General features: G+C 68.7%; 23 protein-coding genes and 1 pseudogene. 14 read left to right on the top strand and 10 right to left on the bottom strand.

Features of this window, described 5'->3' with window-relative positions:
* Both ACE3P6_RS00005 and ACE3P6_RS00010 read right to left on the bottom strand, forming a co-directional pair.
* Nucleotides 1-593, bottom strand: a pseudogene (locus ACE3P6_RS00005) (glycosyl hydrolase); the annotation flags it as partial.
* The gene (locus tag ACE3P6_RS00010; RefSeq protein ID WP_374390839.1) at nucleotides 590-1,351 is read right to left on the bottom strand and encodes a GntR family transcriptional regulator; all 762 of its coding nucleotides are present in this window, start codon (nucleotides 1,349-1,351) and stop codon (nucleotides 590-592) included. The gene ACE3P6_RS00010 and the pseudogene ACE3P6_RS00005, both read right to left, overlap by 4 nt.
* 225 nt (nucleotides 1,352-1,576) lie before the next feature.
* Here ACE3P6_RS00010 and ACE3P6_RS00015 point away from each other — a divergent pair, with 225 nt between their 5' ends.
* From ACE3P6_RS00015 to ACE3P6_RS00060, 10 genes are all read left to right on the top strand, one after another.
* The gene (locus tag ACE3P6_RS00015; RefSeq protein WP_374390841.1) at nucleotides 1,577-2,503 is read left to right on the top strand and encodes a carbohydrate ABC transporter permease; all 927 of its coding nucleotides are present in this window, start codon (nucleotides 1,577-1,579) and stop codon (nucleotides 2,501-2,503) included.
* Entirely contained in the window at nucleotides 2,503-3,348 is an 846-nt protein-coding gene (locus tag ACE3P6_RS00020; protein ID WP_374390843.1) for a carbohydrate ABC transporter permease, read from the top strand. Before ACE3P6_RS00015 ends, ACE3P6_RS00020 begins: the two co-directional genes overlap by 1 nt.
* A gap of 32 nt (nucleotides 3,349-3,380) precedes the next feature.
* Nucleotides 3,381-4,589: an ABC transporter substrate-binding protein gene (locus ACE3P6_RS00025; RefSeq protein WP_374370088.1), complete on the top strand. Its 1,209-nt coding sequence runs from the start codon at nucleotides 3,381-3,383 to the stop codon at nucleotides 4,587-4,589.
* Between the two features lie 66 nt (nucleotides 4,590-4,655).
* The gene (locus ACE3P6_RS00030) at nucleotides 4,656-5,753 is read left to right on the top strand and encodes an ABC transporter ATP-binding protein (protein ID WP_374390845.1); all 1,098 of its coding nucleotides are present in this window, start codon (nucleotides 4,656-4,658) and stop codon (nucleotides 5,751-5,753) included.
* A gap of 15 nt (nucleotides 5,754-5,768) precedes the next feature.
* Nucleotides 5,769-6,911, top strand: coding sequence for a Gfo/Idh/MocA family protein (locus tag ACE3P6_RS00035; RefSeq protein WP_374390847.1), 1,143 nt, complete (start codon nucleotides 5,769-5,771; stop codon nucleotides 6,909-6,911).
* 379 nt (nucleotides 6,912-7,290) lie between these two features.
* A complete protein-coding gene (locus tag ACE3P6_RS00040; RefSeq protein ID WP_374390849.1) occupies nucleotides 7,291-8,298 on the top strand; it encodes an SIS domain-containing protein in 1,008 nt (335 codons plus the stop codon).
* A 175-nt stretch (nucleotides 8,299-8,473) separates the two neighbouring features.
* Nucleotides 8,474-9,532, top strand: a complete 1,059-nt coding sequence (locus ACE3P6_RS00045) for an SIS domain-containing protein (protein ID WP_374390851.1) — start codon at nucleotides 8,474-8,476, stop codon at nucleotides 9,530-9,532.
* Nucleotides 9,529-10,437, top strand: coding sequence for an ROK family protein (locus tag ACE3P6_RS00050; protein ID WP_374390853.1), 909 nt, complete (start codon nucleotides 9,529-9,531; stop codon nucleotides 10,435-10,437). Before ACE3P6_RS00045 ends, ACE3P6_RS00050 begins: the two co-directional genes overlap by 4 nt.
* Nucleotides 10,430-11,695, top strand: coding sequence for a class II D-tagatose-bisphosphate aldolase non-catalytic subunit (locus tag ACE3P6_RS00055; RefSeq protein ID WP_374390855.1), 1,266 nt, complete (start codon nucleotides 10,430-10,432; stop codon nucleotides 11,693-11,695). The genes ACE3P6_RS00050 and ACE3P6_RS00055 overlap by 8 nt, the downstream gene beginning before the upstream one ends.
* Nucleotides 11,692-12,846, top strand: a complete 1,155-nt coding sequence (locus tag ACE3P6_RS00060; protein ID WP_374390857.1) for an N-acetylglucosamine-6-phosphate deacetylase — start codon at nucleotides 11,692-11,694, stop codon at nucleotides 12,844-12,846. The genes ACE3P6_RS00055 and ACE3P6_RS00060 overlap by 4 nt, the downstream gene beginning before the upstream one ends.
* A gap of 245 nt (nucleotides 12,847-13,091) precedes the next feature.
* On the opposite strand, the gene ACE3P6_RS00065 is transcribed toward ACE3P6_RS00060, so the two are convergent.
* The gene (locus ACE3P6_RS00065; protein WP_374390859.1) at nucleotides 13,092-13,568 is read right to left on the bottom strand and encodes a hypothetical protein; all 477 of its coding nucleotides are present in this window, start codon (nucleotides 13,566-13,568) and stop codon (nucleotides 13,092-13,094) included.
* A gap of 86 nt (nucleotides 13,569-13,654) precedes the next feature.
* Between ACE3P6_RS00065 and moaA the strand changes: the two genes are divergently transcribed.
* On the top strand, nucleotides 13,655-14,656 hold the full coding sequence (moaA, locus tag ACE3P6_RS00070; RefSeq protein WP_374390861.1) for a GTP 3',8-cyclase MoaA: 1,002 nt from the start codon (nucleotides 13,655-13,657) through the stop codon (nucleotides 14,654-14,656).
* 57 nt (nucleotides 14,657-14,713) lie between these two features.
* On the opposite strand, the gene hemP is transcribed toward moaA, so the two are convergent.
* Both hemP and ACE3P6_RS00080 read right to left on the bottom strand, forming a co-directional pair.
* On the bottom strand, nucleotides 14,714-14,872 hold the full coding sequence (gene hemP, locus ACE3P6_RS00075; protein ID WP_374376976.1) for a hemin uptake protein HemP: 159 nt from the start codon (nucleotides 14,870-14,872) through the stop codon (nucleotides 14,714-14,716).
* Entirely contained in the window at nucleotides 14,869-14,991 is a 123-nt protein-coding gene (locus tag ACE3P6_RS00080; RefSeq protein ID WP_374376977.1) for a hypothetical protein, read from the bottom strand. Before ACE3P6_RS00080 ends, hemP begins: the two co-directional genes overlap by 4 nt.
* A 155-nt stretch (nucleotides 14,992-15,146) precedes the next feature.
* Here ACE3P6_RS00080 and ACE3P6_RS00085 point away from each other — a divergent pair, with 155 nt between their 5' ends.
* Nucleotides 15,147-16,172, top strand: coding sequence for a phosphotransferase (locus ACE3P6_RS00085; protein ID WP_374390863.1), 1,026 nt, complete (start codon nucleotides 15,147-15,149; stop codon nucleotides 16,170-16,172).
* The gene (locus ACE3P6_RS00090; RefSeq protein ID WP_374390865.1) at nucleotides 16,169-17,482 is read left to right on the top strand and encodes an aspartate aminotransferase family protein; all 1,314 of its coding nucleotides are present in this window, start codon (nucleotides 16,169-16,171) and stop codon (nucleotides 17,480-17,482) included. The genes ACE3P6_RS00085 and ACE3P6_RS00090 overlap by 4 nt, the downstream gene beginning before the upstream one ends.
* 286 nt (nucleotides 17,483-17,768) lie before the next feature.
* Here the strand turns inward: ACE3P6_RS00090 and phoB are convergent, their stop codons facing one another.
* The 5 genes from phoB to ACE3P6_RS00115 all read right to left on the bottom strand — a co-directional run bounded on the left by phoB (nucleotide 17,769) and on the right by ACE3P6_RS00115 (nucleotide 21,460).
* Nucleotides 17,769-18,461, bottom strand: a complete 693-nt coding sequence (gene phoB, locus ACE3P6_RS00095; protein ID WP_374390867.1) for a phosphate regulon transcriptional regulator PhoB — start codon at nucleotides 18,459-18,461, stop codon at nucleotides 17,769-17,771.
* Nucleotides 18,462-18,463: 2 nt separating this feature from the next.
* Nucleotides 18,464-19,165, bottom strand: a complete 702-nt coding sequence (phoU, locus tag ACE3P6_RS00100) for a phosphate signaling complex protein PhoU (protein WP_374390869.1) — start codon at nucleotides 19,163-19,165, stop codon at nucleotides 18,464-18,466.
* Between the two features lie 10 nt (nucleotides 19,166-19,175).
* Nucleotides 19,176-19,973 carry a phosphate ABC transporter ATP-binding protein PstB gene (gene pstB, locus ACE3P6_RS00105; protein WP_374390871.1) on the bottom strand — a complete coding sequence of 266 codons (798 nt, stop codon included), beginning with the start codon at nucleotides 19,971-19,973 and terminating at the stop codon, nucleotides 19,176-19,178.
* Nucleotides 19,974-20,068: 95 nt separating this feature from the next.
* Nucleotides 20,069-20,992 (bottom strand): ribokinase, encoded by a 924-nt coding sequence (rbsK, locus tag ACE3P6_RS00110; RefSeq protein ID WP_374390873.1) that lies wholly within the window; start codon nucleotides 20,990-20,992, stop codon nucleotides 20,069-20,071.
* A 15-nt stretch (nucleotides 20,993-21,007) separates the two neighbouring features.
* Complete coding sequence (locus ACE3P6_RS00115; RefSeq protein WP_374390875.1) at nucleotides 21,008-21,460, bottom strand: RbsD/FucU family protein; 453 nt, start codon at nucleotides 21,458-21,460, stop codon at nucleotides 21,008-21,010.
* 131 nt (nucleotides 21,461-21,591) lie between these two features.
* Here ACE3P6_RS00115 and ACE3P6_RS00120 point away from each other — a divergent pair, with 131 nt between their 5' ends.
* Nucleotides 21,592-22,398 (top strand): alpha/beta hydrolase, encoded by an 807-nt coding sequence (locus ACE3P6_RS00120; RefSeq protein WP_374390877.1) that lies wholly within the window; start codon nucleotides 21,592-21,594, stop codon nucleotides 22,396-22,398.
* Nucleotides 22,399-22,401: the final 3 nt, after the last annotated feature.

Genomic DNA, 22,401 nt, shown 5'->3' on the forward strand with positions numbered 1-22,401 from the left:
ACCGACAGACCCGTGGCTGCGATGGTCAGCCGATAGCCTTCCGGCCCAAGCGCCGCGTCCTCCGTCACCGCCAGCGAAACACCGCCCGGCGCAACCAGCGGCGCCAGCCCCAGCCGCTCGGCCAGCTCGGGCACCCCCTCCAGCCCCGCAACCGGGGCCAGCGCGGCGAAGCCCACCGCCCCGCCCGAAGCCCGCCAGTCTGTCGGCTGCGGCACCAGTGGCAGGCGTGCGGGGTCCAGCTTCGGCGCGGGCCGCTCCCCCACTTCCCGCAGCCCCAGGTCGGCGCCGGAGGGCAGTGGCAGGCACTCGCGTCCCACCCGCAGGTAGGCCCCCAGCGGTAGCCAGGCCCGGTTGCGCGGGTGATAGTGCGGGTCGGCATGTTCCAGCACCACCTCGTGCGCGCACCCCGCCGCAAGGTCCGGCAAGGCGACCTCGGCATAGCCCGCCACCCGCCGGACCAGCGTGCCGCCCGACACCACCGCAGGCGCGGCCATCAGCGAGAAGCAGAAGACCGGCGCAGTCAAAGCGTGATCCGTGCCGATCTCGCAGCGGATCCGCCGCCCCTCGATGCGGGCGGAAAAGGTCAGGGTCATGGTGCGTCCAGCCTCAGTTCGGCAATGAAATCATAGATGTCGCTGCGGTAGAGCCCCCGCGTGAACTCGATCGGCCGCCCCGAGGGCAGATAAGCCGTCCGGTCGATCCGCAAGACCGCCGCCCCTTCCGGCAGCAGCAAGAGCTTCGCATCCGCCGCCGTCAGGTTCACCGCCGTGATCCGCTGCACCGCCCGCGTCGGCGCCTTGCCCGAGGCGCGCAGTACGTCGTAGAGCGAGGTTTCCACCACCTCCGGGTCCGGCAGCACGTCGGTCGGCAGCGACGACCATTCCAGCGCCAGCGCCGTCTCGTCGGCGAAGCGCAGGCGTTCCACCCGCGCCACCCGATCCCCGGCCGGAAGCCCCAGCGCGATGGTCTCGTCCGGCGTCGGCAGGAACAGCCCCCGGCGCAGGATGCGGCTGGACGAAGTCTTGCCGCGTTGCCGCATGTAGTCGGTGAAGGAGAGAAGCGCCGAGAGCGACTGTTCGATCCGCGACCGCGCGGGCCGCACGAAAGTCCCCGCGCCGCGCCGTTGCTCCAGCACGCCGTCCTCGACCAGCTGGCTGACCGCCTTCCTTACAGTCACGCGGCTGACATCGGCGATCAGCGCCAGTTCGCGCTCGGGCGGCAGCTGGCTGTCGGGCGGCAGATCGCCCGATGCTATCGCTGCCGAAAGGTGGCGGTAGAGCTGTTCGTAGCGCGGACCCCGTGCCGCACGGAACCACGCTTCGGGGCGGTAGAGCGCCTGGTCGTCTTCCATCGCAAGCCCCCGAATTGGTATTGTTTCTACGGAACCAATTCCATCTCTCCGCGCCAGAAGGGCCGATTTCCCGCCTGAAAACAAGGGAAATCGACGCATGGTACGAATTTTTCGGCATATTGGTATTAAGATGGTAGCAAAGCCAATCTTTTTTGGTATCGTCGGGTCAAGAGGATGATTCGACCCGCCCCTGCCAGGGTGGCCGTTGGACCAAGGGGGACCTGCATGACGCTTGCCGTCGAAACCGCCGCGCCCGAACGGATGCAGCGCCGCGAATTGTCCGAGCGCGCCTTCGCCTGGGCCCTGATCGCCCCGGCACTGCTGTTCATCGTCGTGATCGTCGTCTGGCCGCTGGTGGAGACGATCCGCCTGTCCTTCACCGATGCCACACTCGGCGGGGAAAACTGGGTCGGCACCGCGAACTATACGGTCCTCTTCGCCGACCCGAGATTCTGGCAGATCGTCGGGCGCACCTTCTACTGGATGGTGCTGGCCGTCAGCCTGAAACTGATCGTCGGGCTGATCGGCGCCACGCTCCTGAACGCCGCCATCCCCGGCAAGGCGCTGTTCCGCGTCCTCGTCATGCCGCCCTGGGTCATCCCGGTTGCCATCGGCTGCATCGGCTGGAAGTGGATGTACAACGGCTATTTCGGGCTGATCTCCGGCCTTCTCCAGGAATTCGGGATCGTCCAGGACCGCGTCGCGCTCCTGGCCACCAAGACTTCGGCCTTCTATTCGGCCATCGTCACCGACGTCTGGGTCGGCACCCCGATGGTCACGCTCTTCTTCCTCGCCGCCATGCAGGGCGTCTCGAAGGACCTCTACGAGGCCGCCTGGGTCGATGGCGCCGGGCGCTGGTATCGCTTCCGCCGCATCACCATTCCCCAGATCATGCCGGTGATCGTGTCGATGGCGCTTCTCTCTGCGATCTGGACCTTCAACAGCTTCGAGATCATCTGGATCCTCACCGAAGGCGGCCCGCGTGGCGCGACCACAACGCTCATCATCGACACCTACAAGGTCGCCATCTCGGCCCAGCGCTTCGGCGAAGGCGCGGCGCGGGCGGTGGTGATCGTGGTGCTGCTCGCCTCGTTCTCGCTCTTCTACCTGTGGTTCCTGAACCGCGTGAACCGGCACTACGGAGCGAAATGATGCAGATCGACAAGCTCTCGCTCCTGCAGAAGATCGGCGTCTACTTCGCCACCTTCCTGTTCCTCCTCTTCATCCTGATGCCCTTCATCGAGATGATCCGCGTCAGCCTCCGGCCCATGAGCCACCTGATGACCGCCGAATTCTCCTGGTGGTCGGACGATTTCAGCCTGCAGGCCTACCACGACATGTGGAAGACCGTGCCGCTTCTGGGGCGCTACATCTTCAACTCGATCTTCATCGCCTCGGCCGTGACGGTGATCACCATGATCGTGGTCGTCCCCGCCGCCTATGCCTATGCCCGCCTCGACTTCCCGTTCAAGGCGCTGTCGCTGGGCGGGTTCCTGGCCGTGAACATGTTCACCGGGGCGGTGCTGCTGATCCCGCTCTACCGGGTGCTGCGTTCGCTCGGCATGCTCAACACCTACTGGGCGATGATCATCCCCGGCGTGGCCTTCCTGATCCCGACCGGCATCTGGCTCCTGCGGTCGTACCTGGAGAAGATCCCGCGCGAGCTGGAAGAGGCCGCCTTCGTCGACGGCGCATCCCGCCTTTACACGCTGCGCCGGGTGGTGATTCCGCTGGCGATCCCCGGCCTGATCGTCGTCGGCACCGCCGTCTACATCGGCGCCTATGCCCAGCAGTTCCTGTTCGCGATCACCTTCAACAACGTCCGCGAGCTGCAACCGCTGCCGGCGGGCCTGTTCGAATTCGTCGGCTACCAGGACACCACCTGGAACGAGCTGATGGCCGCCGCCCTGACCGGGATCACCCCGGTGATGCTCGTGTTCCTGTTCCTGCAGAAATTCCTCGTCGCCGGGCTGACCGCCGGTGCGGTGAAAGAATGACCAACCAAGACCACCAACAAGGGAGACTACGAATGACCAGACTTCAGACCCTGACCGTCGCTGCAGGCCTTCTGGCCGGAACGGCGCTCTCGGCCCAGGCGCAGGAGCTTCAGTTCATCATGTGCGGCGGCGAAGTGCGCCCGGCCGACCAGGTGGTGATCGACAAGTTCCAGGCCGACAATCCCGGCGTCACCGTGAAGATGGAAGCGGTGGAATGGGGCACCTGCCAGGACAAGTCGATGCAGCTCGCCGCCGCCGGCGACCCGCCGGACGTGGCCTACATGGGCTCGCGCACGCTGCGCCAGCTGGCCAAGAACGACCTGATCGTTCCCGTGACCTTCACCCCCGAGGAAGAGGCCGCCTTCCAGCCTGGCGTCCTCAAGACCGTGTCGAGCGGCGGCCAGTACTGGGGCATCCCGCATGCCTTCTCGACCAAGGCGCTCTACATCAACTGCACCCTGGTCGAGGCCGCAGGCGCCGAATGCAAGGCGCCCGAAACCTGGGCCGACCTGATCGCACTGGCGAAGACCGTGACCGACAACACCGACGCCGCAGGCATCGGCATCGCCGGCAAGGATTTCGACAACACGATGCACATGTTCCTCGACTTCCTCTATTCGGACGGCGGCAAGGTCTTCAACGACGACGGCACCCCGGCGCTCGACAGCAAGCAGACGCGCGAGACGCTGCAGCTGTACGCAGACCTGATACCCTACATGGAATCGGGCCCGACCGAATGGGAACGCGACCAGATGAAGGACCTCTTCAACGACGGCCAGATCGCCATGTATGTCAATGGCCCCTGGGGCGAAGGCCAGCACAAGGAGAAGGTGCCGAACCAGATCATCGTCCCGGTCCCGCACGGGCCCTCGGGTCCCTCGGGCACCATCCTGATCACCGACTCGCTGGCTGTCTTCAAGGGCACCGGGAACGAGGAGCTGGCCACCAAGCTGGCCAAGGCCCTGACGAGCGGAGAGGCGCAGTATGACCTCGACATGACCTGGGGCCTGACGCCGATCCTCGACTACGAGAAGCTGGGCATGACCGATGTCTTCTACAAGAAGGGCAACTGGCCGGTCTTCGTCGCGGGCATCTCCACCGGCGGGCCGGAGCCGATGGTCGAGGACTTCAAGGCGCTGCAGGCCGTCTTCACCAACATGATCCAGGGCATCCTGCTGGGCGAAGGCACGGTGGACGAGCTGGTGACGCAGGCGGGTGTCGAACTCGCCGCCGTCCGCTAATCAAGAACCGGGGGCGCGGCCCGTCGCGCCCCCACCCTTCCGCCCTTCCCTGACAAGGACGCGCCAATGGCCACGCTCGATCTCCAGTCCATCACCAAATCCTTCGGCGCGGCCCAGGTGCTGACCGGCATCGACCTTGCCATCCGCGACAAGGAATTCGTGGTCTTCGTCGGCCCCTCCGGCTGCGGCAAGTCCACGCTTCTCCGCATCATCGCGGGGCTGGAGGCCGCCACCTCCGGCAACATCCTGATCGACGGCACCGACGTCTCCGCCGCCGCGCCCGTGGATCGCGGCATCGCGATGGTGTTCCAGAGCTACGCGCTCTACCCCCACCTTTCCGTCTTCGAGAACATCGCCTTCCCGCTCCGCGTCGCCCGCCTGCCCGAGGCCGAGGTCAAGCAGAAGGTCGGTCGCGCCGCCGAAATCCTGCAACTGACCGAGAAACTCAGCCTCAAGCCCGGCCAGCTCTCCGGCGGCCAGCGCCAGCGCGTCGCCATCGGCCGCTCCATCGTGCGCAACCCCAAGGTCTTCCTCTTCGACGAGCCGCTCTCCAACCTCGACGCCGCCCTGCGCGGCGAGATGCGGGTCGAACTTTCCGCCCTGCAACGCGACCTCGACGCGACGATGGTCTATGTCACCCACGACCAGGTCGAGGCGATGACGATGGCCCACCGCATCGTCGTTCTCAACAAGGGCCGGATCGAGCAGTTCGGCACCCCGATGGAGTTGTATCACCACCCCGCGACCCGCTTCGTCGCCACCTTCATCGGCCAGCCCAACATGAACCTGATCCCCGCCAGCGTCACCGGCACCGGACCGGAGGGCCTGACCGTCACCTTCCACGGCGGCACGCAGATGACCCTGCCGGTCGACCCCGGCAGTGCCCGCAAGGGCGACGTGGTGGAGGTCGGCGTCCGGCCCGAGAACCTCCACCTCGGCCAGGGCATCGCGATGCGGCTCCGCGTCCTCGAACGCCTCGGCGGCACCGCCATCGCCTATGGCCAGATGGCCGACGGGCTGAAGCTCTGCGCCGCGCTCTCCGGCGACACCACCGTGCATGAGGGCGAAGAGATCGGCCTGACCTTCGCCCCCGCCGACGCTCATGTCTTCGACACCCAGGGCCGCGTGATGCGGCGGCGGCAAGCGCCCGCGCTCGCCGCCTGACAGAAGGAGAAACCGATGCGTATCGTCACCTCAGGCATCGGCCTGCGGGCCGGAAATGTCTTGTCGACATTGCTGGCGGAAATGCCCGAGGCGCAGGTGGTCGGCTACTTCGACCCCCAGCCCACCCATCTCGACATGATCGGGACCGACACCCCGCGCTACCCCTCGGTCGAGGCGATGCTCTCCGACGCGAAACCCGACCTCTACTGCGTCTTCTCGCCGAACGTCTTCCACCTCGACCAGATCCGCGCAGGCCTTGAGGCCGGGGTGCAGATCTTCACCGAAAAGCCCGTCGTCACCTCGATCGACGAAACCCTGGAACTCGCCCGCCTCCTGGCCAAACACGGGGGGGCCGCCCGCGCGATGGTCGGCCTCGTCCTGCGCTATTCGCAGCACATGGTCGACCTCCGCGCCGCCCAGTCGCAAGGCTGGCTCGGCGATGTCACCAGCCTTGAGGCCAACGAACATATCGGCCCCTACCACGGCGCCTTCTTCATGCGCGACTGGCGCCGCAAGACCGGCCTCGCCGGCGGCTTCATGCTGGAGAAATGCTGCCACGACCTCGACATCTACAACATGGTCACGGGGTCGCGCCCGAGCCGCGTCGCCAGCTTCGGCGGGCGGAAAAGCTTCGTCCCCGCCAATGCGCCCAAATCAAATGCCGAGGCCGAAATCTTCCACGTCAAGAAATCCGTCTGGGAATCGACCGACGATCCCTTCAATTCCGACGGCGACATCATCGACTACCAGACCGCGATCCTTGAGTACGAGACCGGCGCCTCCCTCGCCTTCCACACCAACCTGAACGTCCCCGACGAACACCGTCGCTTCTGCGTGATGGGCACGCATGGCATGGCCGAGGGCGACTTCGTTCGCGGATTCCTCAAGATCACCGCCCGCGACGGCCGCCGTCTTGCCGACCACGACTACACGCAAGGCACGGCGATGAAGGGCGCCCACTACGGCGCGGACCAGCTCATGTGCCGCGACATCACCGCCTACCTGCGCGGGCAGGCCGACAGCCTCCCCGTCTCCATCCTCGACGCGATGGAGGCGGGCATCGCCGCAATCGCGCTGGACCAGGCGCGCGTGACCGGCCAGGTGGTCGACCTCACCGACACCTGGGCCGCGCTTGACAGACACGGCCTGCGCCAATGACCCTCTGCGCGTCCCTGACCCAGACCACCCCGGAAGGCATCCCTCGCCCCAAGGCCTTTCATACTGGCCCAAATATCCCCGCCGGAGGCTCCTCCGCATCAACCCGCGCGCCGGTTCCCTCCCAGCGCAGCCGAACCACCCGCCTCTCCTCCCCCGATGGCGTGGCGGGTCGCCGCATGAGCCATACGGCACTCACCCTGCCCCCTCCGACCTTTCATCTTTGCCCAAATATCCCCGCCGGAGGCTCCGCGGACGCCACCCGCGCAACCGTTTCCGCCGTGCATGACGCCAACCCCAAGCGCCTCCCCTCCCCCTCGTGGGGAGGGGCCGGGGGTGGGGGGCACCGCCAATTCGAAATCCACCACGCCCGAGCCACAAGATGATCGACCTCCCCCAGAACGCCGGACAGCACATGACGCGCGAGATCGCCGAGGCCCCGGTCGTCTTCGCCGCCTCCGTCGCACAACCCGTCGCCCTCCCGGACCTGACCGAACTCCGCGCGATCTACACCGTCGCCCGCGGCTCCTCCGACGCCGCCGCCAACGTCCTCTCCTACGAGATCATGCGCGAAACCGGCCTGCCCGTGACCTCGCTCCCCCCCTCGATCTTCTCGCTCGGGGAAGGCGTCCGCCTCAAGGACGCCGCCGTCCTCGTCGTCTCGCAATCCGGCGCCTCGCCCGATCTCGTCCGCTCCGCCGAAGGCGCGCGCGCGAACGGGGCGACCGTCCTCGCCCTGACCAACGCCCCCGGCAGCCCGGTCGAGGCCGCGGCCGACTGCACCCTCAGGATCGGCGCAGGCCCCGAACTTGCCGTGCCCGCCACAAAATCGGTGATCGGCGCGATCGGCGGCGGCATGGCGCTCCTCTCCGCCCTCGTTCCGGCCTATGCCGCCCGCGCGGAAGCCTCCGCGCAGGCCTTCGCCGCGCTGCAAGGCCAGACCCTCCCGCAGACCCGCGCGATCCTCGCCGCCCTGCTGCGCGCCAGCCACGTCTATGTCATCGGCCGCGACACCGGCTTCGGCGCGGCGCAGGAACTGGCGCTGAAGCTCAAGGAATGCTGCGCGCTGCACGCCGAGGCCTATTCCAGCAGCGAAGTCCTGCACGGCCCCCTGCAACTGGTGACGAACCCGCTTCTGATCCTGATCCTCGACACCGAACAGCCCGAGGTGCAGGACAGCCTCGACACCGCCGAAGCCCGCTTCCGCGCCGCTGGTGGCACCGTGGTCCGCCTCCGTCCCTCCGACGCGGGCGCGACCGGCCTCACCCCCGCCGCCGCCGCCGCCGCGCTCCTCTGCCTGACCTACCCGCTTGTCCTGCAAACCGCGCTCGCGCTGGGGCTCGACCCCGACCGCCCGACGACCCTTGCCAAGGTGACGGAAACCCGATGACCCGCCCGCAGCCTTTCATCTTTGCCCAAATATCCCCGCCGGAGGCCTGCCCCACCGCAGCCAGAGGCGCAGTCCACCACCGCACCGCACCAAGGCCTGCCACAAGCGCCCCCCTCCCCCTCGTGGGGAGGGATGGGGTGGGGGGCACCCGACCGATCCACGAAGCGAAAACCCGATGACCGACCTCACCCGCCACGCCACCTTCCGCGAAATCCTCTCCCAACCCACAATCTGGGCCGGTTGGGGCGCGACACTCCCCATCGCCGACCTCCGCCGTTGGATCGCAGAAACCCATGTCTCCGAGGTTTGGTTCTGCGGCGCGGGAACTTCGGCCTATATCGGCGACATCCTCGCCGCGGGGCTGGAGGAGCACGAAGGCCCCCGCCTCCGCTCCGTCCCCACCACCGACATCGTCGCCCGCCCCCGCGCCTACCTGACCGGCGCACCGAAGCTGATCGTCAGCTTCGGTCGCTCCGGCAACTCGACCGAAAGCATCGGCCTTCTCGACGCCCTCGACGCCCTCGCGCCCCATTGGCCGCGCCTCAACATCACCTGCAACGCCACCTCCGCCCTTGGCCTGCGACCGGGAGCCAAGGTCATCACCCTGCCCGAAGCCACCCACGACCAGGGCTTCGCGATGACCTCCAGCTTCTCCACCATGCTCCTGACCGCCGCCGCTCTCTTCGACACCCACCTCCCGGCAGACGAGGCCCCCGCCCGGTTCCAGACCCTCGCGGGCACCCTCGCCAGCCTCCTCCCCGCCTTCACCGCCCAGGCCCGATCCGCCCGCCGCCCCGCCCGCGCCGTCTTCCTCGGCTCCGGCCCCCTCGCCTTCGCCGCCCGCGAATCCGCGCTGAAGGTGATGGAGCTTTCCGCGGGCCAAATCCCCGCGCTCTGGGATTCCACCCTCGGCTTCCGACACGGCCCGAAAAGCTTCACCACCCCCGGCACCGACCTCTGGCTCTTCCGCTCCTCCGACCCCCAGACCCGCGCCTATGACGACGACCTCCTGGCCGAGCTTCGCACCCAGTTCCCCCAATCCACCGTCACCGCCCCCGACATCCCCCAAGGCCCCGGCGACCTCTGGTCCGCGCCGCTCTACGTCGCGCTCGCCCAGATCCTCGCCGTCACCTGGTCCGACGCCCTCGGCCTTCCCGTCGACGACCCCTTCGCCGGGCAAGGCACCCTGACCCGCGTCGTCTCCGGCGTCAAACTCCACCCGGTGATGCCATGATCGCAGCGGGAATCGACCTCGGCGGCACCAAGATCGAGGCGCAGGTCTTCGCCCCCGACTGGTCGCTCGCCGCCCGCCACCGCTGGCCCACGCCAAAGGACTACCCCGCCCTCGTCGCCGCGATGGCCGAGGCGATCCGCTGGTGCGAAACGCATGGCACCAACCTCCCCATCGGCATCTCCGCCGCGGGCCTGATCCACCCGCAGTCCGGCCTTGCCCTCACCTCCAACCTCTCCGCCACCGGCAAGCCCTTCCCCGCCGACATCGCCACCGCCGCTGGCCGCCGCATCGCCTGGATCAACGACTGCCGCGCCCTCACCCTCTCCGAGGCCACGCTCGGCGCCGCGCGCGATGCCGACCCCGCCGTCGGCCTCATCCTCGGGACCGGCGTCGCCGGCGGCGTGGTGACCGCTGGACGCCTCCTCCCCTCCCCCGCCGCCACCGGGGGCGAGTTCGGCCACTTCCCCCTCGCCGCCGGTCCCGTCACCGCGCACAACCTCCCCCTGCTCACCTGCGGCTGCGGCCGCCTCGGCTGCGTCGAGACCTACCTCGCCGCCCCCGGTCTCGCCCGCATCGCCGCACACCTGACCGGCACCGAGCACGCCCCCGAAACCATCGTCGCAAGCCGCGCCGACAACCCGGATTTCGCCCGCGCCTGGGAGATCTGGCTCGACCTCGCGACCGAGTTCCTGATCACCCTCTGCCTCACCATCGACCCGCAGGTCATCGTCATCGGCGGCGGCCTCTCCCGTGCCCCGGGCCTCACCGAAGACCTCACCCGCCGCCTGGCCCAGGCCTCGCTCGGCGGCTTCCCGATCCCCGCCATCCGTGTCGCGCAAGGTGGCGATGCCAGCGGCGCGCGCGGTGCCGCCCTCCACGCCGTGAACGAGGCCAAACATGCCTGACCTCCGCCAGATCATCGCCCGGAACCGCGCAGGCGAGCCCATCGCCATCCCCTCGGTCTGCACCGCCCACCCCGACGCACTGGAAGCCTCGCTCACCCTCGCCGAAACCCTCGACCAGCTGATCGTCGTCGAGGCGACTTCGAACCAGGTCAACCAGGACGGCGGCTACACCGGCCTGACCCCTGCCGCCTTCATCCGCTTCGTCACCGACATCGCCAGCCGCACCAATGTCTCGCAAAGCCGCATCCTCTTCGGCGGCGACCATCTCGGCCCGCAAGCCTGGCGCAAACTCCCCGCGACGCAAGCGATGGACAAGGCGCACCGGATGGTCGCCGACTACGCCGCGGCAGGCTTCACCAAGATCCACCTCGACTGCTCCGAAGGCTGCGCCGGAGAACCCGCGCAACTCCCCGACGCAATCACCGCCACCCGTTCCGCCGCCCTGGCCGCCACTGCCCTGCAACACGCCCCGGACCCCGGCGCCCTCCTCTTCGTCATCGGCACCGAGGTCCCGCCCCCCGGCGGCGCGCGGACCGACGACCACGGCGACATTCCCCCCACCACGCCAGCCTCCGCCAGCGCCACCCTCGCCGCCCACCGCGACGCCTTCCAGGCTGCGCATATCCCCCTCGACCAGATCGGCGGCCTCGTGGTCCAGCCCGGCGTCGAGTTCTCGCCGATGGAGGTTCACCACCTCCCCCTCACCCGCGACCCCGGCCTCCTCGAACCGCTCAAGGACTGGCCCAACCTCTGCCTCGAAGCCCATTCCACCGACTACCAGCGCCCCGCCGCCTACCCCCGCCTCGCCGAACTCGGCTTCGCCTTCCAGAAGGTCGGCCCCGCCCTCACCTTCGCCTGGCGCGAGGCGCTCTACGCCCTCGACACGATCCGCGCCCAGAACGGCTGGGCCACAGGTCCCTCACTTCCCGACAGGATGGAACAGGTGATGCTCGCGAACCCCGCCTATTGGCAGGCCCATATCCACGGCACCACCGCCGATCCGCGCAGCGAACGCCACTTCGGCCTCGCCGACCGCATCCGCTACTACTGGCCCGATCCGAAGGCCCAGGCCGCCGTCGCCCGCCTGCTGGCCGATCTCGCCGGCAAACGCCTGCCCGATCCGCTGCTTCTCGCGCATTTCCGCGCGGACGAACTTGCCTCTGCCCGCGAAAGCCGCCATCCCCTGCCGCGCGCGCTGGCCCTGGCCCGGGTGCAGACCGCCCTTCGCCCCTACTTCTTCACCGGACCCCGGCCATGACCGCCCAACCCGATCTCTGGCTCCTCCCCGACGCGATCTTCGACGGCACCCGCCTGCGGCAGGGCGCGGCGCTTGGCATCTCCGGGGGCCAAAGCCTGCAGATCGCCGACACCCCGCCCCCCGGCGCCCCGATCCGCCGCCTCACCGGCACCCTGACCCCCGGCTTCCTCGACCTGCAGGTGAACGGCGGCGGCGACGCGCTCCTGAACAACGACCAGTCGCCTCAGGCGCTGCACCGCATGGCCGCCGCGCATCGCCGCTTCGGCACCGTCGGCATCCTGCCCACCGTGATCACCGACGCGCCCGAGGTCCTGGCCCGCGCCGTCGACGCCGTGCTCGCCGCCCATGCCGAACCCCAGCCCGACCGCAGCCTCCTCGGCCTCCATATCGAGGGCCCGCATCTCTCGATCCCCCGGCGCGGCACCCATGCCCCGGAATATATCCGCCCCTTCGACGCCAGCACCCTCGCCCATGTCCGGCGCCTGCGTGACAAGGGCCTCTTCGTCAAGATCACCGTCGCGCCGGAAAGCACCACCCCGCAGGACGTGGCCCGCCTCGCCGGTCTCGGCGCCGTGGTCTCCATCGGCCATTCCGACGCCACGGCAGACGAGGTTCTCACCCTCCTCGACGCGGGCGCCACCTCATTCACCCATCTCTTCAACGCGATGTCGCCGATGCTGAACCGCGCCCCCGGCGTGACCGGCGCCTGCATCAACTCCACCGCCTATGCCGGCATCATCTGCGACGGCATCCATGTCGCCGACGAAATGGTCGGCCTCGCCATCCGCGCAAGGCCCGTCCCCGGCCGCATGTTCCTCGTCTCCGACGCGATGAGCACGGTCGGCGGCTCCGACCACCTGCGCCTCTACGGGCGCGACGTCTGGCTGAAGGACGGGCGCCTCGTCAACGCCGAAGGCTCGCTCGCCGGGGCGCATGTGACGATGGCCGAGGGCCTCCACCGCCTGATCACCGTGGTCGGCACCCCGCCAGAGGTCGCCCTCGACATGGCCACCGCCGCCCCCGCCCGGCTCCTGAACCGCCCCGACCTCGCCACCCCCGAACAGCGCGACGCAGCCGACCTCCTCCTCCTCGCCCCGGACTGGACCGTCACCGGCACCGTCGCCGACGCCCTCGAAGCCCAACCCGCCTGAGCCCGCTGCCTTTCATCTTTGCCCAAATATCCCCGCCGGAGGCACCTGCCCGGCCCCTTCCCGACGCATTTCATACTGGTGCAAATATCCTTAGGTATGCCAGCGGTTTCGCCACTGGTTCAAGAAATCGCTGGCATGGGGGTGAAACCCCCAGCGACCGAGGAGGAGGGCGCCAGCCCCGACGACGAGACAAGGAGTCTTCGCGCGTCAGCGCTCATTTCGAAAAGCGCCCGAAGCCCGCAGGCTCACGGCCCGTAGACCGTCACCTGCGGCAGTTCCGTCAGGCTCAGGCCCAAAGCCTGGAACGCCGCCAGCGACAGGTGCGCCCCGCCGGTTCCCGGCCGCAGCTCCAGCGCCAGAGACTTGCCCGCCGCCGTCATTATCCGCCCCTGCGCCTTCTCCTTCACCAGCGCCGAGGACAGCCAGATCCCCTGCTCCGCCGGTGAGCCCAGCGCCACGACCACGCGGCCCAGCTCCCGCTCGCCGCCCTTGGCCGGGGCCGCCAGCGCCGCCGCCTTCTCCGCCGCCGTGGTCTTGTCCAGCGCCTCCGCGCTCGTCGCCTGCGTGGCGCCCAGCACGCTGGTCGCCACCTTCGGCGCGAATTCCGTCGCCGGTGGCGGCTCCACCGGCCCCGTCACCCCGGTCCGCCCCCCTTCCTTCTGGAACAGGGCACAACCCGACAGGGCCAGGGCGACAAGCGGCAGGATCACGAACTGTTTCATGCCCCGCAGCCTAGCCTGCCGTTTCCCACCTCGCAATCGCCGCTCGCGCACTTGTGCAGCCCCCCGCACAGGCCTACCTTCGCCGCATGACGCCGCTCATCGACCCCTTCGCCCGCGCGATCAGCTACCTGCGCGTCTCGGTCACCGACCGCTGCGACTTCCGCTGCACCTATTGCATGTCGGAACACATGACCTTCCTGCCCAAGACCGACCTGCTTTCCCTCGAAGAACTCGACCGCCTCTGCACCGCCTTCATCCACATGGGCGTCCAGAAGCTTCGCATCACCGGGGGCGAGCCTCTGGTCCGCAAGGGCATCCTCACCTTCTTCGAGGCCATGTCGCGCCACCTCCAGACCGGTGCGCTCAAGGAGCTGACCCTCACCACCAACGGCAGCCAGCTGGCGAAATTCGCCGGAGCCCTCGCCGACCTCGGCGTCCGCCGCGTCAACGTCAGCCTCGACACCCTCGACCCCGCGAAATTCGCCACCATCACCCGCTGGGGTCGCCTGCCGCAGGTGCTGGACGGCATCGCAACCGCCAAAGCCGCGGGCCTCAAGGTGAAGATCAACGCCGTCGCCCTGAAAGGCTTCAACGAGGACGAGCTCTTCCCCCTCCTCGACTGGTGCGCCGCCGAAGGCCACGACCTCACCTTCATCGAGGTCATGCCGATGGGCGAGGACATGACCGCCACCCGGCTCGACCAGTACTGGCCTTTGAAGGACCTGCGCGCCCGCCTTGCCCAACGCCTGACCCTCACCGACCTCACCGAGCGCACCGGTGGCCCCGCCCGCTATGTCCGCGTCGAGGAGACCGGCCAGAAGATCGGCTTCATCACCCCCCTCACCCATAATTTCTGCGAAAGCTGCAACCGCGTGCGGCTGACCTGCACGGGCGAGCTTTACATGTGCCTCGGCCAGGAAGACATGGCCGACCTCCGCGCCCCCCTGCGCGCCAGCCCCGACGACAGGATCGTCGAACAGGCGATCCGTGCCGCCATCGCGCGCAAACCCAAGGGCCACGACTTCGACTACTCGCGCCAGAAGGTCGCAGGCCAGATCACCCGCCACATGAGCCACACCGGCGGCTGAGGGCGCCAAATCTTTTCGAAAAGATTTGCAAAATCCTTCGAAGGATTTTGGCCCGCCTCACTTCGTCAGGATCAGCTTGCCCGCCCGGGTGATCCGCAGCGCATAGACCTGTCCGTCCAGCACGATCCGCGCGAGGCTCCCGCCCTCGGTCAGCGCCCGCGCATCATGCACCGGCGTCGCATCCGCCGTCAGCCAGGGTTCGACATGAGCGTTCATTTCGACCCCTCCAGCCGCGCGATCAGCGCTTCCAGCACCTGCCCCGGGAATACCCCGGATACGGCGCTCAGGAACAGGTCCAAAAAATCGGCACGCGGGGCCGCATCTCGGTCGGGCATGGTGAACTCCGCCTGAATTGAAGGACGCCGGGCGGGCCCGATCCGGGCTGGCTGGGTTTCTGACTATATCCCTACTAAAATAGTCAACCATGTCAAGCCCACATTCTGCTGGCTCCCGCCACCCGAGCCGCTATCCTGTGCCCCGGACCAGACCCATGACCCAAGACCCCGCAGGCAGCCTCCTCACCCTCCCCCCGCCCCGCCTGTCCGCGCAGGCGCTTGCCGCCCTGACGGAAACCCACTGGGGCCTGACCGGCTCTCTCCACCCGCTCACTTCGGAACGCGACCAGAATCACCGGCTCGATACCACGACCGGCCAGTTCACCCTGAAACTGGCCAACCCCGCCGAGCCCGCCGCCCTGACCGAATTCCAGACCGAAGCGCTTCTCCACTCCGCCCGCGCGGCTCCCGACCTCCCCACCCCCCGGGTGATCCCCGCACGCACTGGCCGCAGCATCATCGCCACCCCGGACGGAGCGCTGCGCCTCCTCACCTGGCTACCCGGCACGCCGCTCGCGCACCTGCCCCGAACCCCTGCGCTGGCCGCCTCCATCGGCACCGCCCTCGGCGGCCTCGACGCGGCTCTGGCCAGCTTCCACCATCCGGCGTCGGATCACCACCTCCTCTGGGACATCCAGAACGCAGCCGACCTGGCCCCCCTCACCCCCGCGCTGCCGAAGGACCTGAAGCCCCGCATCGCCGCCTTCCTCACCCGTTTCACCACCCACACCGCCCCGGCGCTCGCCAACCTCCCCCGGCAGGTGATCCACGGCGATTTCAACCCGCACAACCTCCTCGCCGACCCAGGCCAGCCCGGAACCCTCACCGGCATCCTGGACTTCGGCGACATGACGCTGTCGCACCGCATCTGCGACCTCGCCGTCGCCGCCTCCTACCTGATCGACCCCGCCGATCCCGCAGGCCTGCTGGTCCCGCTGACCCGGGCCTATCACCGGGCCAACCCCCTGACGGAAGCCGAACTCCGCCTCCTCCCCGACCTGATCACCGCCCGCCTCGCCACCACGCTGACGATCTCCGCCTGGCGCGCCGCCCGCTACCCGGAGAACGCGCCCTACATCCTGCGCAACGCCCCCACCTCGCGCGCGGGCCTCGACGCCCTGACCGACCCCGCCGCACTCACCGACACGCTTCTCGCCATCCTCGAAAGCCAGCCGACATGACCCGCCAGACCTCGATGCTGAACGCCTATACCCCCGGCGCAGGCCAGCTCTCGCCTGCAGACGAAGCCCTCGCCAGCCGCCGCGCCCAGGCGCTCGGCCCCGCCTACCGGCTCTTCTACGAAACCCCGGTCCACCTCACCCGTGGGCAAGGCGTCCACCTCTACGCCCCCGACGGCACCGCCTATCTCGACTGCTACAACAACGTCGCCTCGGTCGGTCATTGCCACCCCCGCGTGGTGCAGGCGATGGCAGAGCAGGCCGCGACGCTCGCCACCCACACCCGCTACCTGCACGAGACGATCCTGACCTATGCCGAGCGTCTCCTCGCGCATTTCCCCGCCGACCTCAGCCACGTCATGTTCACCTGCACCGGGTCGGAGGCGAACGACCTCGCGCTCCGCATCGCCCGCGCCGCGACCGGCGGCAGCGGGATCATCGTCACCGACAACGCCTATCACGGCGTCACCCTTGCCACTGCCGAGATGTCGATGTCGATCGGCCCCGCCGTCGCCCCCGGCCCCACGGTCTTCCCGATCCCCGCCCCCTCCGCCGCGAACTACCCGCAAGGCATCGCCCAAGGCTTCGCCGAGGCCGTGACCCAGGCCTGCGACCGGATGGCCGCGCAGGGCATCAGGCCCGCCCTGCTGATCGTCGACACCATCTTCTCCTCCGATGGCGTCTTTCCCGACCCCGCCGGTTTCCTCGCCCCCGCCGCCGCCGCGATCCGGGCGCGGGGCGGCCTCTTCCTCGCTGACGAGGTGCAACCCGGCTTCGGGCGCACCGGCAGCCAATTCTGGGGTTTCCAGCGCCACGACCTGGTCCCCGACATGGTCAGCATGGGCAAGCCAATGGGCAACGGCTATCCGTTGGCGGGGCTTGCCCTGCAACCGCGCGTCATCGCCGACTTCGGCGCAAAGGCACGCTATTTCAATACTTTCGGCGGCAATGCCGTCGCCGCTGCCGTGGGTCTGGCCGTGCTCGACGTGATCCGCGACGAAGCCCTCCAACAGAACGCTGCCACCGTGGGCAAGGCGCTGGCCGATGGCCTGCGCATCCTCGCCCAACGCCACGAGGCCTTGGGCGAAACCCGCGCCGCCGGCCTTTTCATCGGCCAGACCATCCAGACCGACGGCCAGCCCGACCCCGCCCGCACCGCCCGGCTGGTGAATGCGCTGCGCGACAACCGCATCCTGATCAGTTCCACCGGCCCGCAGGGCGACAGCCTGAAAATCCGCCCGCCGCTGCCTTTCAGCCTTGCAGACGTGGATCAGGTCCTCGACACGCTGGACCGGCTTCTGCCGACCCTTTAGGCCGCACCTTCATCTTTGCCCAAATATCCCCGCCGGAGGCGCCCGGTCACCCCTTGCGAAAGCGCTTTCATACTGGTGCAAATATCCCGGGGTGCTCGAGGGGCAGCGCCCCTCGTCAGCCGAGGAGGAGGGCGCAGTCCCGACGACGAGAGGAAAGCCCCGCGCGCCAGCGCTCCTTGCGAAAACCACCCCAACCGGCGGGTGGTTCAATATCTTGCCAAATCCTTAACGCCCGCGCGCAAGTGATTGAAAAGACAGGCTTGGAAAATCTGTCCACCGTGGACAGTCACCCCAGCGAATAGCCCGCCCCCCGCACCGTCCGGACCGGGTCCTCCCCCCCGAACTGCATCAGGCTCTTTCTCAGCCGCCCGACATGGACATCCACCGTCCGGGTGTCGACATAGATGTCCCGCCCCCAGACCAGGTCCAAGAGCTGCTCGCGGGAAAACACCCGCCCCGGCCGCTCCATCAGCGTGACCAGAAGCTTGAACTCGGTCGGCCCCAGCTTCAGCACCTTGTCCGCCCGGTAGACCCGGTGGCTTTCCGGGTCCAGCCGGATATCTTCGTGCTCCAGCACCATCCCCGCGGTCGAGGGCCGCACCCGCCTGAGCTGCGCCCGCGCCCGGGCCATCAGCTCCAGCACGGAATAGGGCTTCACGACGTAGTCGTCCGCCCCGGTCTCCAACCCCCGCACCCGGTCCACCTCCTCGGCGCGGGCGCTCAGCATGATCACCGGAATCCCCCGCGTCTCGGGCCGCATCTTCAGCCGCCGGCAGACCTCGATCCCCGACACCTTCGGCATCATCCAGTCCAGGATGATGATGTCCGGCTCCTCCTCGTCGACCAGCATCATCGCATCCTCGCCGTTGTCCGCCTGCGTCACCGCGAAGCCCTCTGCCTCCAGGTTGTAGGCCAGCACCGTCCGCTGCGCCGGTTCGTCCTCGACCAGCAGCACCCGCGGCTGTCCGCCCTTGGCCATGCTCATTCCCCCACGCCGGTGCTGTCGAACTTGGGCCGATCCTCGCCCGGCATCGCCCCGGTGACGAGGTAGATCACCTGCTCGGCGACCGCCGTCGCATGGTCCCCCACCCGCTCGATGTTCTTGGCGATGAAATGCAGGTGCATGCAGGGCCCGATGGTGCGCGGGTCCTCCATCATGTGGGTCAGGAACTCGCGGAAGATCGAGTTGTACATCTGGTCCACGTCCCGGTCGCGCGCCCGCACATCCTCGGCCAGCTTCACGTCGCGGCGGATATAGGCGTCCAGCGCGTCGGTCAGCATCTGCACCACCGCCTTCGCCAGCCGCCGGATCGCACCGGAGGCCCCCGGCACCGGCGAAAGCTGCGCCAGCACCGCCGTCCGCTTCGCCAGGTTCTTCGCGTAGTCCCCCGACCGCTCCAGTGCGGCGGCGATCTTCATCACCGTCAGCACCGTCCGCAAATCACCCGCCGTCGGCCCGCGCAGCGCCAGAAGCTCGGCGCATTGCGCGTTGATCTGGTCCTCCAGCGCGTCGATCGCCCGGTCTCCCGAACGGACCCGCGCGGCAAGATCCTCGTCGCGCCGGTCCAGCGCCTCGGCCGCGTCCAGAAGCGCGGCCTCGACCAGCCCGCCCATCCGCATGACCAGGGCCTGAGCGGCCTCGAGGTCGCGGTCGAAGGCGGAAACGATATGGGCGGTATTCATGGCCTGCTCCTTACCCGATGCGCCCGGTGATATAGGCTTCGGTCCTGGGGTCCTTCGGATTGGTGAAGATCTGGGTGGTGTCGCCGAATTCGACCAGGTTTCCCAGATGGAAGAAGGCGGTCTTCTGGCTCACCCGCGCCGCCTGCTGCATCGAATGGGTCACGATCACCACCGAGAACTGGCTGCGCAGCTCATCGATCAGCTCCTCGACCTGCGCCGTGGCAATCGGGTCCAGCGCCGAGCAGGGCTCGTCCATCAAAAGCACTTCCGGCGAGGTCGCCACCGCCCGCGCGATACACAGCCGCTGCTGCTGACCGCCCGAAAGCCCCGTCCCCGGCGCATCCAGCCGATCCTTCACCTCGGCCCAGAGCGCCGCCTTGCGCAGGCTTGCCTCGACGATGGCATCAAGTTCCGCCCGGCTGCGCGCCAGACCGTGAATCTTCGGCCCGTAGGCCACGTTGTCGTAGATAGACTTCGGGAAGGGGTTCGGCTTCTGGAACACCATCCCCACCTTGGCCCGCAGCTGCACCGGGTCGACGCGGGGGTCGTAGATATCCTCGCCGTCCAGCGTGATCCTGCCCGACACCCTGGCCGAGGCCACCGTGTCGTTCATCCGGTTCAGGCAGCGCAGGAAGGTCGACTTGCCGCAGCCCGAAGGCCCGATGAAGGCGGTCACCGTCTGGTCGAGGATGTCGACCGTCACGTCCTTCAGCGCATGGTTGGTGCCGTAGTGGACCTGAACCTCGCGGGCGGCGATCTTGGCGCTTCCGGTCGCCACCTCCCGCTCCAACGTCCGCATGTCGTCCATCCACTTTCCCCACGGCTGCCGCACCGGGACGATCTAGGCCGGTTCGGTTACAGCTCTGCGACGTATTTGTAACAGGGGAATGACAGCCGTACCGCTCAATCCTTGGCCAGAAGCGCGTCGATCTCGGCCCGGGTCGGCATGGCGGCCGCGGCACCGGGACGCGTAACCGAAATCCCCGCCGTCGCCGAGCCGAAGCGCACCGCCTGAACCACGTCGCGGCCCTCGGACAGCGCGACCGCGAAGCCGCCATTGAACGCGTCGCCCGCGCCCGTCGTCTCGACCACCGGGCCCGCGCTGATCGCCGGGACATGAACCGACCGCGTCCGGTCCCGGTAAAGCGCCCCCCGCGCGCCCAGCGTGATGATCACCGCCCCCACGCCCCGCGCCATCAGCGCGTCGGCGGCCCGCTCCGCCTCGGGCAGCGTCGCCACGGCCATGCCGGTCAGCGTCTCGGCCTCGGTCTCGTTCGGGGTGATGTAATCGCACAAGGCCAGCATCGCATCGTCCAGCGCCGCCGCCGGGGCCGGGTTCAGGATCGTCGTCACCCCTGCCGCCCGGGCGATCTCCAGCCCCCGGCGCGCGGCGGGGATCGGCTGTTCCAGTTGCGTGACGAAAACCGCCGCGCTGCGGATCAAGTCGGCGCGGGCGTCCAGGTCTTCGGGCTCGATCCGCCCCCCGGCCCCCGAAGCCACGATGATCGCGTTGTTCCCCGTCGCCGCCTCCAGGAATATGAAGGCCGCGCCGGTGTGGCTGTCGGAGTCCACTGTCACCTCGGGGATGACCCCGGCCTCTGCCCAGACCTGCCGGGCGACCTTGGCGAAATCATCGGCCCCAAGCCGGGTGATGAAATGCGTCCGGCCCCCCGCCCTGGCCGCAGCGACCGCCTGGTTCGAGCCCTTGCCCCCAGGCCCCAACGCGAAATGCTGGCCGAGGATCGTCTCGCCGATCTTCGGCAGGCGCTCGGCCCGATAGGAGGTGTCGGCGTTGAAAATGCCAAGGATCACGACGGGTTTCGACATTACGGGGTCTCCGGGTCAGGCTTCGGGTGGGATCACGCCCTTGCGCAGCATGAAACAGCCGTAGAAACGCCGCTCCCCGGTCTGGATCACCGCGAAGGACTGGCGGGCCATGTCGTAGAAGGCGAAACGTTCGATGCCGGGCAAGGGGCGGAAGCGGCCCTCGGCGCGGTCGACCTCGGCCTGGACCTCGACCTGCACCGGCGGCACCTCCTCGGGCTTGCCCACCACTTCCATCCGGCCCGCGAAATCCTCGACGAAAGTGTCCAGCGGCAGGACCGAAAGGATCGCGTTCATCGCCTCGGCGGCCGACAGGTTCTCCATCCGCAGAAGCTTGCCGGTGACGGTCGCCCGTGCCACCGACTCGGCGGGGAAGTTGGTGTCGACCACGACGATGCAGTCGCCGTGCCCCATCGCGCGCAGGGTTCCCAGCACCTCGGCGTTCAGCCGGTTGTCGATCCCCTTCAGCATGCCGCTTCTCCGTCGCTACCGCTCCGGTCAAGCTATGACCGGCTTCCGCAGCGCACGCAAGAAAGGGGTGGCCCCTTGCGAAGCCGGGTCCGTCTGGCGCAGTCTGGCCGCGATCCGACAGGAGGTCCGACGTGCCCCATTCCCGACCAGCCTACCGCTGGCCCGATCCCGACCGCGACTATGCCAACGGTGACTTCATTCCCGGTGCCGCCGACTATCCCCCGCGCTGGACCCGCGAGGCCGCGGCCTTCCGGCAAGCGATGGGCGCGCGGGCCGAGCTTGACCTGGCCTATGGCACCGCCCCGCGCGAGGAGCTGGATCTGTTCCTGCCCGAAGGCGCGCCGAAGGGGGTGGTCGTCTTCGTCCACGGCGGCTACTGGCACCTCTTTTCCAAGGCACATTGGTCGCACCTGGCTGCGGGGCCCCTGGCGCGGGGCTTTGCCGTGGCGATGCCGAGCTACACGCTCGCCCCGGCGGCACGACTGGCCGAGATGACGGCGGAGATCGCGCGGGCCTGCTGGTTCGTGGGGACGCGGGTGCCGGGACCGATGGTGGTGACGGGGCATTCCGCCGGGGGGCATCTGTCGGCGCGGATGGGCTGCGCCGACATCGCGGTGCCGGTGGCGCGGGTGGTGCCGATCTCTCCGCTCGCCGAACTGGGGCCGCTGATGGCGACGGGGATGAACCGGACCCTGAAGATCGACGCGGAAGAGGCGGCGATGGAAAGCCCGGCGCGACAGGCCTTGCGGGACGGGGTGACGGCGCATGTCTGGGTGGGGGCCGAGGAGCGGCCGGCCTTTCTGATGCAAGCGCGGCTTTTGTCCGAGGAATGGGCCTGCCCCTGGACCGCCGATCCGGGGCACCACCATTTCAGCGTGATCGAAGGGCTGGCCGACCCGGCGTCCCCCCTGTGCGATGTGCTGCTGCGGGGGCTTTGAAAC

The sequence above is a fragment of the Tabrizicola sp. genome (assembly GCF_041911175.1).
In the GTDB taxonomy this organism is placed as follows: Bacteria; Pseudomonadota; Alphaproteobacteria; order Rhodobacterales; family Rhodobacteraceae; genus Tabrizicola.